13 protein-coding genes are annotated in these 14,793 nt (G+C 38.0%); 10 read left to right on the top strand and 3 right to left on the bottom strand.

What is annotated here, in order from left to right; translation table 11 throughout:
- Positions 1-33 precede the first annotated feature (33 nt).
- The 4 genes from KI338_RS12715 to KI338_RS12700 all read left to right on the top strand — a co-directional run bounded on the left by KI338_RS12715 (position 34) and on the right by KI338_RS12700 (position 5,008).
- A complete protein-coding gene (locus KI338_RS12715; protein ID WP_212921390.1) occupies positions 34-1,920 on the top strand; it encodes an ABC-F family ATP-binding cassette domain-containing protein in 1,887 nt (628 codons plus the stop codon).
- 55 nt (positions 1,921-1,975) lie between these two features.
- Positions 1,976-3,028 (top strand): C45 family autoproteolytic acyltransferase/hydrolase, encoded by a 1,053-nt coding sequence (locus KI338_RS12710; RefSeq protein WP_212921580.1) that lies wholly within the window; start codon positions 1,976-1,978, stop codon positions 3,026-3,028.
- A 78-nt stretch (positions 3,029-3,106) separates the two neighbouring features.
- Positions 3,107-3,781 (top strand): hypothetical protein, encoded by a 675-nt coding sequence (locus KI338_RS12705; protein ID WP_212921389.1) that lies wholly within the window; start codon positions 3,107-3,109, stop codon positions 3,779-3,781.
- A 141-nt stretch (positions 3,782-3,922) separates the two neighbouring features.
- The gene (locus KI338_RS12700) at positions 3,923-5,008 is read left to right on the top strand and encodes a DUF5667 domain-containing protein (RefSeq protein WP_212921388.1); all 1,086 of its coding nucleotides are present in this window, start codon (positions 3,923-3,925) and stop codon (positions 5,006-5,008) included.
- A 35-nt stretch (positions 5,009-5,043) separates the two neighbouring features.
- Here the strand turns inward: KI338_RS12700 and kynA are convergent, their stop codons facing one another.
- The 3 genes from kynA to kynU are packed head-to-tail and all read right to left on the bottom strand — an operon-like array spanning position 5,044 to position 7,799.
- Positions 5,044-5,892 carry a tryptophan 2,3-dioxygenase gene (gene kynA, locus KI338_RS12695; protein WP_212921387.1) on the bottom strand — a complete coding sequence of 283 codons (849 nt, stop codon included), beginning with the start codon at positions 5,890-5,892 and terminating at the stop codon, positions 5,044-5,046.
- A complete protein-coding gene (kynB, locus tag KI338_RS12690; RefSeq protein WP_212921386.1) occupies positions 5,893-6,528 on the bottom strand; it encodes an arylformamidase in 636 nt (211 codons plus the stop codon).
- Positions 6,528-7,799, bottom strand: a complete 1,272-nt coding sequence (gene kynU / locus KI338_RS12685; protein ID WP_212921385.1) for a kynureninase — start codon at positions 7,797-7,799, stop codon at positions 6,528-6,530. Before kynU ends, kynB begins: the two co-directional genes overlap by 1 nt.
- Before the next feature lie 159 nt (positions 7,800-7,958).
- Here kynU and KI338_RS12680 point away from each other — a divergent pair, with 159 nt between their 5' ends.
- The 6 genes from KI338_RS12680 to KI338_RS12655 all read left to right on the top strand — a co-directional run bounded on the left by KI338_RS12680 (position 7,959) and on the right by KI338_RS12655 (position 14,731).
- Entirely contained in the window at positions 7,959-9,137 is a 1,179-nt protein-coding gene (locus KI338_RS12680) for an aminotransferase class I/II-fold pyridoxal phosphate-dependent enzyme (protein ID WP_212921384.1), read from the top strand.
- Positions 9,138-9,157: 20 nt separating this feature from the next.
- Positions 9,158-10,798 carry a thiamine pyrophosphate-binding protein gene (locus KI338_RS12675; RefSeq protein ID WP_212921579.1) on the top strand — a complete coding sequence of 547 codons (1,641 nt, stop codon included), beginning with the start codon at positions 9,158-9,160 and terminating at the stop codon, positions 10,796-10,798.
- A gap of 14 nt (positions 10,799-10,812) precedes the next feature.
- Positions 10,813-12,303, top strand: coding sequence for an aldehyde dehydrogenase family protein (locus tag KI338_RS12670; protein WP_212921383.1), 1,491 nt, complete (start codon positions 10,813-10,815; stop codon positions 12,301-12,303).
- A gap of 98 nt (positions 12,304-12,401) precedes the next feature.
- Entirely contained in the window at positions 12,402-13,574 is a 1,173-nt protein-coding gene (locus KI338_RS12665; protein ID WP_212921382.1) for a saccharopine dehydrogenase family protein, read from the top strand.
- Positions 13,575-13,638: 64 nt separating this feature from the next.
- Positions 13,639-14,406, top strand: a complete 768-nt coding sequence (locus KI338_RS12660; RefSeq protein WP_212921381.1) for an IclR family transcriptional regulator — start codon at positions 13,639-13,641, stop codon at positions 14,404-14,406.
- Position 14,407: 1 nt separating this feature from the next.
- Positions 14,408-14,731 carry a DUF3870 domain-containing protein gene (locus KI338_RS12655; RefSeq protein WP_212921380.1) on the top strand — a complete coding sequence of 108 codons (324 nt, stop codon included), beginning with the start codon at positions 14,408-14,410 and terminating at the stop codon, positions 14,729-14,731.
- Positions 14,732-14,793: the final 62 nt, after the last annotated feature.

Raw genomic sequence — 14,793 nt, 5'->3', positions numbered from 1 at the left:
TTAGATTTTTTTAAGTTAAGGAAGGGCAAACATATGCTAACAATCGAAAATTTATCCAAATCTTATGGGGATAAAATTTTATTTCAAGATATAACTAGTACGATTACCGATAATGAACGAATCGGATTGATCGGAGTTAATGGCACAGGAAAATCGAGCTTTCTGAAGGTAATTGCTGGAATAGATTCGCCTGATACGGGAGTAATCCAAGCTCCAAAGGATTATCAAATTGAATATTTAGCACAGGATCCAGATTTAGATCCAACTTTGTCAGTAATCGATCAAATTTATTATGGTGATGCAACGATCATGAAGCTCATGCGCGAATATGAAGGAGCTTTACAAAGGCTACAGCAGGAACCTGACAATGCACAGCTACAGCAAATATTATTGAATCTACAACAAAAAATGGATGAAGAAGAGGCCTGGGAGGCTAATACACAGGCCAAGACAATTTTAACAAAGCTGGGAATTACGGAATTTAATAAACGAATTACAGAGCTATCTGGTGGGCAGAGAAAACGTGTCGCAATAGCAAAGGCCTTAATCCAGCCAGCAGACTTATTAATTCTTGATGAGCCTACAAACCATCTAGATAATGAAACAGTAGAATGGTTGGAAAAGTACTTACAAACCTTTAAAGGGTCAATATTACTAGTTACACATGATCGCTATTTTTTAAATCGAGTGACAAACAAAATATATGAGTTAGATAAGGGAAGCCTTTATGTCTATGAAGGTAATTATGAGGTTTTTCTTGAGAAAAAAGCAGAGCGTGAAGAATTAGAGAGAAGTAATCAGCAAAAGCATGCGAACTTATTGAAAAAGGAATTAGCTTGGTTAAGGGCTGGTGTAAAAGCAAGGACAACAAAACAAAAAGCAAGAATTGACCGTGTGCATGAATTGAAGGAGAAAAACTTTCATACAGAAAATAAAAATATTGAACTTCAGGTAGGCTCGCAGCGATTAGGGAAAAATGTCTTGGAGTTAGTTGAAGTGCATAAGTCGATGGAAGGGCGAAAGTTAATTCATAATTTTAGCCATCTAATCCTTCCAGGAGATCGAATTGGAATCATTGGACCTAATGGTACAGGGAAGACGACATTATTAAATTTGATGGCTAAGCGTATTACCCCAGATCGTGGTGAAGTCATTACTGGTGAAACTGTTAAAATTGGTTATTATACACAGGGTGATGAAGAATTAGATGGTAGTATGCGTGTTGTTGACTTTATTAAAGAGGTTGCTGAGGTAATTCACACAAAGGATGGCGATGTGATTACTGCAGAGCAAATGCTAGAGCGTTTCCTATTTACCCGCCCTGAACAATATAATTATATACGGAAGCTTTCGGGTGGAGAGCGTAGACGCTTATATTTGCTAAAGATACTGATGACAGAACCAAATGTTCTATTTCTTGATGAACCGACGAATGATTTGGATATTCAGACATTAACAATATTAGAAGCGTATTTAGATAATTTTCCAGGTGTTGTCATTACAGTTTCCCATGACCGCTATTTTTTAGATCGTGTAGCTGAGAAGCTTTTTGTTTTTACAGGAGAAGGAAATATACAATTATTTTTTGGAAATTATAGTGAATACTATGAGAAATATCAGCTAACCCAAAAGCAGGAGCTAAGCAAGAAGAAAGCAGTACCTATCACAAAGCAGTCTCAACAGAAAAAGAAGCTCTCGTACATGGAACAGAAAGAATGGAATGAAATTGAGGATCAGATTACAGCATTAGAGGAAAAAATGAATGCGATAGAAGCGGGGATTGTAGAGGCTGGAAGTGATGCGGAAAAGGTTCAATCCTTATTTGCTGACCAACAAAGGGTTCAGGCTGAGCTAGATGCTAAGATGGAACGTTGGGAGGAGCTTTCTCTATTAATTGAGGAATTAGAAAATAAAGGATAAAGCAAGGATAGGTATTTCAACTATCCTTCTTTTTGTTAAAGGGATGAGTACTATGATGAAGAAAATATATAGTGATGTTATACAATTCCGTGGCTCACATTATGATTTTGGTTATATGCAAGGAAAATTGTTAAAAGGCTCCTTAACACTTGAAAATAGGGCAAGAATTTGGAAAATTAGGAGACCACATTTTGTTATTGAGGAGCAAGAGGTGAAGAATGCTATCCTCCCTTTTGCTTCAGGAATTTGGGAAGAGCTGTTAGGTCTAGCAGATGCACTCGAGTGGAATATGCAAGATGTACTAAGGGAATTTGGTGGTTATCGGTTACATTATATGCGAAGCGGTTGTTCTATTTTTACGGATACGGATTATATGGTTCGGAACTATGATTACCATCCCAAAACATATGAAGGGAGATATATGGTCTATCAGCCAAGCGACCAAGGTTATGCTACTATTGGGCCTTCTCAACGAATAACTGGAAGAATGGATGGTATGAATGAAAAGGGCTTAGCAATGGGGTACAACTTTATGCACCGGAAAAAGCCTGGTGATGGATTTATATGCAATATGATTGGAAGAATGGTTTTGGAAAACTGTGCTACTGTACAAGATGCTGTAGAAATGTTAAAGGAAATTCCCCATCGCCATTCCTTTAGCTATATTATAGTAGATCAGTCCGGCGAGACATTTATTGTCGAAGCAACACCTCGAAGTGTTGAGGTTAGGAAAGATAATATGTGTACGAATCATTTTGAAATATTAACCCATGAGAATCGTCATCATCTAGCAGATTCATTTAAACGAATGGAGGCTATGGAAGGGCATAAGCGAAATGTAACAGATGCTTATCAAGCTTTTCGTATGATGAATGATTCTGATAAAGGTGTATTCTCCGAGCAATATAAGAACTGGTCAGGAACCATTCATACATCCGTTTATTTCCCGAAGGAATTAAAGGCATGGTTTGCATTAGGTGGGGATCGTGAGCCAATCGTATTTGATTTTAACAAGTGGCTGGAAGGAAAAACGTTTATGGAAAAGAAAGTTTTAGGGGAAGTGAATACCGATTTACCTTTTGTGCATATGGATAAGAATGTTCGGTAATGTATAAATCCATGTTTAATTCGTGGTTTGTATACATAAGATAAAGATGGTGATTTTATTTTCTTAGGAGGCATTTCTGTGAAGCTATTTCAGGTAAGAAAGGGATACTTTGTTTTTTATCAAAATGAACTTCATAAGGTTTATGGGGTAAAACCAATGTTTAAGAAGTCTATTCATTTATACCGCTTAAAAGATATGAAACAAGTATTAACGAGCGCAAATGAAATAACCTACTATAAACCAAAGCATAATGATACCTTTATCTTTAGTGGTAAACGCTATACAATAGACGAGTCTAGGAGACCCAATCCTGGTGACTACATCCTGATAACAAAGCCAGCACCAGACTTTCTTGATCGATATTCACTAAACTCGATTGAAAAAGTAGCTAGTATAGAGAATGAAAATGTTATTACTACTAGGGATAATGGTGTAAAGCATGATGAATATGTGGTGATGGTTCCAGGCAGAGCAGAAGCTAGCCAAGAAATCGCATATTATGATAAAAGCTTAGTACCAGAGGATCAGCAGATTGAGGATGAATCGATTACCTATCTTTCTGACAGTGATGATGATAATGTAAAGCCTGTAGTTGGAGATGTGTTCCTTGATATCGAGAGCAATACGAAGGCAATGATTGTTGCCATGACAGGTTCGGAAGTTATATTTGGTCATGGAAAACGTGTTTCAATTCCTGATTTATTCGAAGAAGAAAAATATAAAGTGATATTTAGAATAGAAGAAGACAGCTAGAATAAAGTCCCTTTTGGGGCTTTTTCTTTTTGTAGTAATAAAGTTGGATATTTATTTTTTTTACAAAAACAGACATATTATGATGTGGACTAGCGAAATTTTTAGAGAAATAAAAAATTAAGTATTGCGGAGGGTAACGAAATGAAGAATTCTACAAAGCTTACAAGTCTATTAGCGAGCACTGTACTAGTTACTACAATCATCACACCAGGGATTTCTGTATTTGCAGAGGAAAGTAATGATAATGGCCTAATAATTACAGAAACCCTCGGTAATGGGAATGCTGCAGAAGGAAAAATAGAAGATGTAACTGGGAATGAAATTGTTAAAGAGGATGCAGGGTTAATACCTGGAGATTTCTTTTATTTTGTAGAAGTTATGCAAGAGAAAATTCAACTTGCCTTAACGATGGATGAGTATAAAAAGAGTGAGCTATTAGCAAAATATGCTTCTGAACGTATTGCAGAAGCTAATGAATTAATTAAGGAAGAGAAATATGACGAGGCTGGGGAACTATTGAAGCTAGCTCTAGATAGTCAAGGAAAAGCAGAAGAAGAGATAAGTGGAAATAAAGAAGAAACAAGTACAGAAGATACTGAATCTGCCGTAGAGGAAAGCAATATAGAGAAGGAAGAAGAGCATTCTACTGAGGACAAGGTTGGCGAGGAAACATCAGACCAAGATACCAGCATTGATTCTGAAAAGATTAAGGTGAAATTAGCTAATAATATTGATGCTTTGTCTATCGTGCTAGCAAAAATTGAGAATCCAAAAGCGCAAGCAGCTATTATGAAAAATATCGAAAAGTCTTTTGCGAAATTAGCTAAAAAAATTGAGAAGCGTGCTAATAAACTAGCAGCTAAAGAAAATAATAAAGAATTAGATGAGAATGGAACTATCAACGAAGAACAACCCACAGTTGACGAAAATGGTGAAGCACTAGAAACTACTACTACGGTTGAAGCTCCGGTTACAGATAAAGCGTTAGATTTTACAAAAGATAGCAAAAAGCCAGCAGTTGAAAATACTGAAAAACCAGTTAAGGATTCTGCAGTAACTAATGTAGCGAAGGAACAAAATAAAACAGCGCAATCTGTAAAAGCAAATCAGAAAGTAGAGAAAGCCAAAGAAAAGGCAGAAAAGCATGCTAATAAGGGTAAAAACGTTAACGGAAACAATGGAAACCATATAAATAATGGTAACCATGGGAACGGAAAAAATAAATAGTTAATTATAGAACGCTAAGCCCCCCTCTTAGCGTTCTATAATTTTGTTCGAATTTCCCATAGCTCAGGGAAGAAGTAATGATCTAATACTTTTTTAAGATATCCAACACCTGATGTTCCGCCAGTTCCCGTCTTATGCCCGATTATTCGTTCTACAGTTTTCATATGGCGAAATCGCCATTGCTGGAACCAATCTTCAATATCGACTAATTTTTCCGCTAATTGATAGAGGTCCCAATAGGATTCTGTATCTCGATAGACTGCTAACCATGCATCAGCAACGGTTGAATCCTGTATATATTCTTTTGAAAAGTCTCGACTTAAAACGAGCTGATTAATAGGAAATCCCTGTTTTGCAAGTGCCTGTATGGAAACATCATAAAGCCCTGGTGCTTCAAATGCTGCTTTTAGTCGTTGGTGTAATACAGGGTTTTTTTCATATATTTTTAAAATGTGTGGGGTCTTATATCCTAAGACAAATTCAACTAAACGGTATTGGTAAGACTGAAACCCTGATGCATTACCCAAATATCCTCGAAATTCCATGTATTCAGAGGGGGTTAGGGTAGATAATACATCCCATGCCTGAATGATTTGTGATTGAATTTTGGAAACCCGGGCAAGCATTTTAAAGGCGGTTTGGAATTCATCTTGTTTGATAGCTGTTGTTGCTGATTCAATTTCATGTATCATCAGCTTTAGCCAAAGCTCACTAACTTGATGAATGACGATAAATAACATTTCATCATGATGGTCAGAGAGCCTTTTTTGGCTATTTAGTAAGCTTTCTAGCTGTAAATAATCCCCGTAGGTCATTTTTTCTTTAAAGTCCGTATATGCTCCATTGTCATCTGATAAAAATTCCCAATTAAAACTACTTTGCATTTAACTATTCTCCTCCATGGAACGTAATATCGCTCTAACTGGGCTACCATCTGCCCCAATAATCCTTAATGGAAGGGCTATTAATTCATAATTTCCCGGCTCAACCTCATCCAGCATGATGTTTTCTAAAATATGAATACCATGGTGATGTAAGGCATGGTGCGTATCCAACGATTTACTAGTAATTGGATCGACAGAGGGCATATCAACGCCAAGTAAGATTACGCCCTTTGCAGCCAAATAAGGAGCAATTTCTGGGTCTAGGTAAGGTAGCTCCTTGGGAAAGTATGAAGGATTATTTGGCAAAGAGGTACGAAGCAACACTCTTTTTATTCCTCCAAGATTAAATTCCTCTAATACGGTTGAATTAATTGAACTAAATCTACTAACATCTATTACTAGTGCCGGTCCAACATATGTACTAATCGGAATCTGTTCAATGGTCTTGCCATTATTGTCAAAGTGAAAAGGTGCATCGACATGTGTTCCCATATGCACACTGGTTACAATTTTACCAACGTTTGCAGAGCCAGTCTGTTCCTTCGTTGCTGAAATAGAAAATGAAAAAGGTGTATCTCCTGGCCAATGTGCCATGTTATTTGTTAATGGTTGGGTAATATCATGCCATTTTTTCATTAAGCAATAACTCCTCTTTTGTTTTGAAATTTTTTGTAATGTTCTTCTATCATGATTCGCTTAATAATGTGTACAGCCCTATAAATCTCCTCATACGTGTTGTATAACGCTACTGGTGCAAGGCGAATCCCATTTGGGCTTCGGAAGTCTGGGATGACCCCTTCTGTCTTCAATGCCTTACAAATACTAGCTGCATATTCGTGTGTTAAATAAAGATGTCCCCCACGGGCATGATGAGCTATTGGTGAGGCTATTTGAAATTGGAAGTCTTCTAATTCCACTTCAATAAGATCTATAAGAAAGTCGGTCATGCGTAATGACTTTTCCCGAATAGCATGTATCCCTGCTTCTGAAAAAATTTCTAAAGATCCGATAAGTGGAGCAAGGCTTAGAACGTGAGGGGTGCCAATTTGATAAGCACCAGCTGTCAGAGCTGGCGGTAGAATATTTTCTAAATCAAACTGTTTTGCTTTATGAGAACTAAACCACCCAGCTAGACCAGGCTCCCTACCTAAGTGTTTCTCGTTCACATAGAGTCCTGCAACACTTCCGGGTCCACCATTTAGATGTTTATACGTACACCAAAAAGCAAAATCAACACCCCAATGTGACAGTTCATGCGGAATGGAACCAATAGAGTGACATAAATCAAAACCGATTACAATTCCTCGTTCATTTGCTGCCTTCGTTATTGTATCCAGTTCTAATAGTTGCCCGCTTCGATACAATACACTTGGTAAGACGATAAGTGCTATTTCATCTGTCATTGCATTAATAATATCTTCCGTTTTCAATGTATGACCATCACTACTTTTGACCTGAATGAGATGTTCATCGGGAGAGAGGCCTTTTAATTGAAGCTGACTTCTTAATGCGTAAATATCAGATGGAAAATTCAATTCGTCAGCAAGTATTTTGGTTCTCTTCCCTTGTGGTTTGTAGAAGCTTGCCACTAATTGATGAAGGTTCGTGGTAGTCGATCCCGTATTAATTAATTCATTTGGCTTTGCACCTACGAGTGGTGCAAATTGCCTTCCTATTTCCTCTGAAAGATAAAACCATGGATACTCAGCTGATGTCCACCCATCAATTGCATATTTTTTCCAAGACTCTAATAGCGTATGTACGGCCTTTTCCGATCGCTTGGATAGAAGACCAAGTGAGTTTCCGTCAAAATATATTTGGTTATCTGGTACATAAAATTCCTCGCGAAAATGCTTGAGAGGATCCTGATTATCTAAGGATATAGCGAATTCCCTACTTACATTCATTAAGTTTCACCTCGAATAGTTATATAGAAAACGTTTTCAATTATTATTTTAACAGAAAAATTTAATTTCTTAATAATAATTGAAAATTTGGATTAATATTATTATACTAATATCAGATATGTGAAATGGCATTTCATATATTGAAACGGAGGATGAGCCATGTATGTGTCAAATAAGGTAAGAGATTTACCGCCATACTTATTTTCACGTTTTCAAAAGAAGAAAGAAGAACTAATAGCTAAGGGTGTTGATGTAATTGATCTAGGGATTGGAGCTCCCGACTTACCAACCCCAAAATTTATTATCGAGAAGCTCTATGAAGAAGCACAGCAACCAGCAAATCATCGATATTCTCCCTATGATGGAACGAAGGAATTTCGTGAGGCAGTGGCGTATTTTTATTTCAATCATTATGGCGTGAAGTTAGATCCAGACACAGAAATATTAGCCTTAATCGGTTCAAAAGAGGGGATAGCGAATTTCATTCAAGCAGCCATTAATCCAGGCGATTCAGTTATTATTCCAGACCCAGGCTATCCAGTTTATCAAACAGCGGTACATTTAGCAGGTGGTAAGTGCACGTATCTTCCGTTGGACTCACAAAATGGTTATTTACCTATGTTTGAGAAATTGTCGCGACAGGAAAAAGAGGATGCCAAGCTGTTATTTTTGAATTACCCTAGTAATCCAACTGCAGCAACAGTTGAATTAAAGACCTTTATGGAAGCGATTACATTTGGAGACAAAAACAAAATTGCAATTGCTCACGATGCAGCATATGACTTAATTACATTTGATGAGTATAAAGCCCCTAGTATTTTACAGGTGCCAAATGCTAAAGAGGTCGCAGTTGAATTTGGCTCATTATCAAAAAGCTTTAATATGACAGGCTGGAGAATTGGATACGTAGTTGGAAATAGGGATTTAATTAAGGCTCTGCATACCTACAAAAGCAATATAGATACGAGTCAATTTCTCCCCATACAAAAGGCTGCTGCACATGCTTTAAGAAGTGATTTAACTGAAGTAAAACAGCATAGTCTAGTCTTTAAGGAAAGAATGGAAAGAATGTATCAAGGACTTATTGAAGCAGGATTTATCGTTGAACAACCAAAGGGTTCTATTTTTATTTGGCCAAAGATACCAGTAGGCTACACATCAGCAGAATTTGCTGAGAAGCTACTTGAAGAGGCGGGAATAATCGTGACACCTGGTTCTGCATTTGGGCCATCTGGTGAAGGTTATATTCGAATTTCATTATCTGTTGAGTTAGTGCGTATAGATGAAGTGATAATAAGATTAAAGGAATTTATGAATAAGGGCGTGAAACGATCGTGAAAATAGAAGCCAAAGCTATCATGACAGCAGCACAAGCAATTGTTGAATGCATAAAGCGAGAAATGATAGACAACGTTTTTTGTGTTCCTGGAGAAAGCTATCTGCCGTTACTCGATGCATTATATGATGAACCTTCTATTCGTGTAGTATCTGCTAGACACGAAGGTGGAGCAGCCTTTATGGCGGAGGGATATGCAAAGGCATCTTTTAAACCCGGGGTAGTACTTGCTACTCGTGGGGTAGGGGCAGCTAATCTATCAATTGGTGTTCATACTGCCTATCAAGATTCCACGCCTATGGTTGTATTTTTGGGCCAGGTACATAGTAAATTTCGTGGTCGCGAAGGGTTTCAAGAGGTAGATTTGGATCAGTTTTTTAAACCAATAACAAAATGGACAGTAGAGGTCAAAGATCCCGAACGAATGCCTGAACTAGTTAGTAGAGCATTTCGAATTGCAAAATCTGGTCGACCAGGTCCAGTAGTAGTCTCTTTACCAGAAGATGTATTGCCTGCAGAAGCAGATATGCATTTTGGACCAAGAATAGAAGTTCCAAGACCAGCACCAGCTAAAAGTGAAATAACTGCTTTTCAGGAGCTGTTAAATAATGCGAGAAAACCACTTATTATAGCGGGTGGTGGGGTGAAGTTGTCACAAGCGGAGGAAGGGCTTCTGGCATTCGCTGAAAAATATCAGCTACCTGTAATGGCAGCATTCAGGCGCCATGATGTCTTTCCTAATCATCATCCTCTATATGCAGGGCATTTAGGGCTTGGAACACCGAAACAAATTCTTGACACGGTGAGAGAATCGGATCTTATTCTCGCCTTTGGAACTAGGCTTTCTGAGGTTACAACACAAGATTATTCCTTATTAACAAGCGAGCAAAAGCTAATTCACATTGATATTGAACAGGAGGTAATTGGAAAGGTATATTCTCCTAACCTAGCTATTATTGCTGACATGAAGGAAGCTTTAGAAGCTATAAATTCGATAAAGGTTCTTTCTTCGTGGGAGGAATGGGCTGAGGCGAGCAATAGACGATTTCTTACGGTTAGTAGTATTGCTGCTACAGAGAAGGATGTTATTAATAAGCATATTATAAGCATGATGGCGGAAATGCTTCCTATCAACTCAATAATTACTAATGATGCTGGTAATTTTGCTGGCTGGCTTCATGCTTTTTATCCGTTCAAGCAAAAACAAACCTATATTGGACCTACATCAGGTGCTATGGGGTATGGAATGCCTGCAGCAATCGGAGCAAAGCTTGGTGCACCCGATAGAACTGTAGTTTCTCTTTCTGGTGATGGAGGATTTATGATGACCTTCCAGGAGCTAGAAACCGCTGTTCGTGAAAAAATCCCAATCATTGCCCTGGTCTTTAATAACAATAGCTATGGCACCATACGAATGCATCAAGAAATTCATTATCCTCGTAGAGTAATTGGAACTAATTTAGGAGAGGTTTCGTTTTCACATTTAGCAAATGGAATCGGAGCAAGCGGATATACTGTGCAAACTGTAGGAGAGTTTAAAAATGCAATGAATCAGGCATTAAAGCTTGGTTTACCAACGGTCATTGAAATTTTGACTGATATTGAACAAATTTCCGTTTCTTCCACAATCACATCAATCCGGGGAACTTCCCCTAGGAAATAAAAGGAGGCACTACAATGGTAGAAGTTAAAACTAAGAAACTAGCAAATTATATCAACGGTGAGTGGGTTGAGGTAGAGAGAATGACTCCAGTAATTAACCCAGCTACAGGTGAAGCGATTTTAGATGTTCCTTTATCAGATGCATCAAGTGTAGATGCTGCAGTTGAAGCGGCGAAGAAAGCACAAAAAGAATGGGCACTTATTCCAGCACCACAGCGTGCGGAAGTATTATATCGAGTTGGATATCTTTTAAAAGAAAGAAAAGAGGAACTCGCACAGCTCCTGACGATGGAAAATGGTAAGGTTTTGGAGGAGGCTCGTGGGGAGGTTCAAGAAGGTATTGACATGGCATTTTATATGGCAGCAGAGGGTAGACGCCTCTTTGGACAAACAACTCCTTCCGAGCTAAAGGATAAGTTTGCGATGAGTGTACGTGCACCAATAGGTGTGGTGGGAATAATTACCCCTTGGAACTTCCCTATAGCTATTGCAACCTGGAAGTCCTTTCCAGCTATTGTCGCTGGAAATGCAGTTGTATGGAAGCCAGCAACAGAAACCCCAATTATGGCCTATGAGCTTGCGAAGGTATTCGAGGATGCGGGTCTGCCAAAGGGAGTTATTAACGTCGTATTCGGTAGTGGCTCAGAGGTTGGAGATGCGATGGTGCATCATGATGATATACGGGTAATATCCTTCACCGGATCTAATGAGACTGGGCGTAATATAGCTTCCGAATGTGGTCGTCAATTAAAAAAAGTCTCCCTAGAAATGGGAGGCAAGAATGCCGTAATCGTAATGGATGATGCAGATCTCGACTTAGCTGTAGAAGGGATCTTATGGAGTGCTTTTGGAACAAGTGGCCAACGTTGTACAGCTTGTAGTCGCGTTATTGTTCATGAGGAAGTTAAGGAAGCACTTGAAGAACGTTTACTAGTAGCAATGGAAAAGTTGACGATTGGAAATGGCTTAGATTCTACCATTAAGGTTGGCCCAATTATCAACAAGGCTGGAATTGAAAAGATTAAGAAATATATCGAAATCGGAAAAGATGAAGGAGCTAAGCTTTTAGCTGGCGGATATGAATTGACTGATGAGGAATATGCAAATGGTAACTTCTTTGCACCTACATTATTTACAGATGCAAAGGATTCCATGCGTATTGCTCAGGAAGAGATTTTCGGTCCAGTAGTTTCTTTAATTCCGGTAAAAAGCTTTGAAGAAGCTATTGAGGTAAATAATAGTGTCACCTTTGGATTATCTAGCTCCATCTTTACAAGAGATGTTAATCGAGTGTTCCAAGCACAACGTGATTTAGATACTGGAATAGTTTATGTTAATGCAGGAACAACTGGTGCAGAGATTCATTTACCATTTGGTGGAACAAAGGGAACTGGAAACGGACATCGTGATTCTGGAGTCCAAGCATTAGACGTATTCACAGAATGGAAATCCGTTTATGTAGATTATAGTGGGAAATTACAGCGTGCTCAGATAGATGTAGAGTAAAACAGGATTTATGTATAGGGTACAGCACGACATGGAGCTAAAAAAGGTATAGCCTGCAAAACGGAGAATTATACGAAATATATATAAGGAGTGATTAGATGAAAGTAGGAGTACTAGGATCAGGATTAATGGGGAAAGAAGCTGCTAGGGACCTCGCAGCAAGTGAAGGGGTAACCTCTATTGGATTAGCTGATATTGATTTGGAGCGTGCACAGAGGGTAGTTGATCAATTAGATTCCTCAAAACTAACTGCTTTTCAAGTAGATGCATCTAACGAAAAGGAGTTAGCTGAATTTATGCGCCAATATGATGTCATTATAAATGCGTTATTTTACTCCTTTAATGAGATTGTAGCGAAAACAGCAATTCAAGTCGGAGTAAACTCAGTTGATCTTGGTGGCCATATCGGTCATATAACAGACAAAGTTATTGAAATGCATGAGGATGCAGAAGTTGCAAAGGTAACTCTAATTCCTGATCTGGGTGTAGCACCTGGTATGATAAACATTCTTTCAGGCTATGGAGCTAGTAAACTAGATGAAGTAAAATCTATCAAGCTATATGTAGGAGGAATTCCTGTTAAGCCTGAGCCACCACTAGAATATTATCATGTATTTTCAATGGAAGGATTATTTGACCATTATACAGATCCATCATTAATCATTCGAAATGGTATTAAGCAGGAAATTCCATCATTATCTGAAGTGGAACGACTACATTTTGAAAAATTTGGTCCATTAGAAGCTTTCCATACTTCAGGTGGTACATCAACACTATCGCATTCTTATCCGCATCTAGAAACACTGGAGTATAAAACAATCCGTTACCCAGGTCATGCGGAGAAATTTAAATTATTAGTGGATTTAAATTTAACCCGAAATGATTATGAAATAGAACTAAATGGACAAAAGATTAAACCGCGAGAGGTATTCTTAAAGGTTTTAGACCCGATTGTCGAGTTAGGGGAAAAAGATGATGCGGTTCTATTAAGAGTTGTCGTTTCCGGTATAAAAGATGGAAGTGAAGCATCTTACCAATATGAAATGGCTACTTTTAAAGACAGAAAACATCAGGTAACCGCTATGGCTAGAGCCACAGCAAATACCATATCTGTTGTCGCTCAAATGATTGGTAATGGAACAATCGATAAAAAAGGTGTATATCCTCCTGAACAAATCGTACCTGGAGATGTTTATATCCAGGAAATGGCGAAGCGTGGAGTCGTAATCAAGGAAATGGAAATGAAGGAAGAAGCAAAGGTAAGAAGTTAACAAGGTGTAACCCTCTGTCTAGGCAGAGGGCCCTTTTTCTAGTTGCACAGCAAGGAGAATCAAAATGAATCAGAGTGTAAAAAAGGCACTTCATTTATTAAATCTATTTGATGAAAATAATTATGAATTATCCTTAAAGGAAATTTCTGAAAGGGCTAATCTACCAAAACCAACAGCTTATCGATTACTAACCACATTAGAATCGATGAACTATGTTTACAAAGAAAAAGAAAGTGAGCATGATACTCGCTATCGGTTAGGATTAAAGCTATTGGAATTAGGCCAACTAGTTTCTGATCGGCTAGAGGTTAGAAGGATTGCCTATTCCTATATGGAAGAATTAGCAAGTTCCATACAGGAAGCTGTTCATCTTGTTGTAGTAAATCACGATGAAGCAACATATGTTGAGAAGGTTGAAAGTAATAAAGCAATCCGTCTATATACAAGAATAGGTAAGAATGCACCATTATATATGGGTTCCGGTCCGAAATTACTGTTGGCTTATTTACCTAAGGATAAGCAAGAAGAGATATTACGTGATGCAGAATTAGAAGGGAAAATTAACAGTGAAAGATTTAAAAAAGAATTAGTAGAGATTCAAAAAAAGGGTTATTCCTACAGTGTTGGAGAACAGGATGAGAATACTACAGGTATTTCTTATCCGATATTTGACTACCGTAATCATGTAATTGCTGCTTTAACAGTTAGTGGGTTGTCGACATATTTTGAAGGAGAAAATTTAACCAACATAAAAATGAAAACAAAAGAAACTGCCGAAAATATCTCTAGAAAGCTTGGATTTCGAGGATTCGTGCAAGGGGTGGTGGAATAATTTGAATACCGTTTTCATTGCAGGCCATGCGAGATTGCCATCTGGTATGGCAGCACAAAATATGTATGAAACCCTCACTATTACAGCAGAAATTGATCGAAAGTACGGTGTCATTGTAGCAGCAAGCTGTACATTGGCAACTGAACATGGACGTGATTTTGTTCAGCAATTATTAAGGGGCTATAGTTTGCAGGATGGAATTGATTCCCCTGTAGATGCAGTCAAGTTACATTATATGGGAAAAGCTGGGAACGCGATTGTGTCTGCTTTAAAGGATTTACATAAGCAGTATATAATCAATTTAGAAAAAATGAATAAGATTTAATTAGATTTTGTACGAAATCCTAACCAAAACGCATCGTATTTTACGATGCGTTTTGGTTAGGA

The sequence above is a fragment of the Ornithinibacillus bavariensis genome, from assembly GCF_018333235.1.
Classification (GTDB): Bacteria; Bacillota; Bacilli; order Bacillales; family Amphibacillaceae; genus Ornithinibacillus; species Ornithinibacillus bavariensis.
The sequence above is the reverse complement of the archived record's forward strand: the minus strand, read 5'-3'. Positions and strand labels throughout refer to the sequence as shown.

Excerpts from the sequence above, each read along its gene's own strand:
- kynA (WP_212921387.1), bottom strand. The coding sequence starts at position 5,892 with ATGCAAAGTAGTTTTAATTGGGAATTTTTATCAGATGACAATGGAGCA.
- KI338_RS12660 (WP_212921381.1), top strand. The coding sequence starts at position 13,639 with ATGAATCAGAGTGTAAAAAAGGCACTTCATTTATTAAATCTATTTGAT.
- kynB (WP_212921386.1), bottom strand. The coding sequence starts at position 6,528 with ATGAAAAAATGGCATGATATTACCCAACCATTAACAAATAACATGGCA.
- KI338_RS12675 (WP_212921579.1), top strand. The coding sequence starts at position 9,158 with ATGACAGCAGCACAAGCAATTGTTGAATGCATAAAGCGAGAAATGATA.
- KI338_RS12670 (WP_212921383.1), top strand. The coding sequence starts at position 10,813 with ATGGTAGAAGTTAAAACTAAGAAACTAGCAAATTATATCAACGGTGAG.
- KI338_RS12665 (WP_212921382.1), top strand. The coding sequence starts at position 12,402 with ATGAAAGTAGGAGTACTAGGATCAGGATTAATGGGGAAAGAAGCTGCT.
- KI338_RS12710 (WP_212921580.1), top strand. The coding sequence starts at position 1,976 with ATGAAGAAAATATATAGTGATGTTATACAATTCCGTGGCTCACATTAT.
- KI338_RS12700 (WP_212921388.1), top strand. The coding sequence starts at position 3,923 with ATGAAGAATTCTACAAAGCTTACAAGTCTATTAGCGAGCACTGTACTA.
- KI338_RS12680 (WP_212921384.1), top strand. The coding sequence starts at position 7,959 with ATGTATGTGTCAAATAAGGTAAGAGATTTACCGCCATACTTATTTTCA.
- KI338_RS12715 (WP_212921390.1), top strand. The coding sequence starts at position 34 with ATGCTAACAATCGAAAATTTATCCAAATCTTATGGGGATAAAATTTTA.
- kynU (WP_212921385.1), bottom strand. The coding sequence starts at position 7,799 with ATGAATGTAAGTAGGGAATTCGCTATATCCTTAGATAATCAGGATCCT.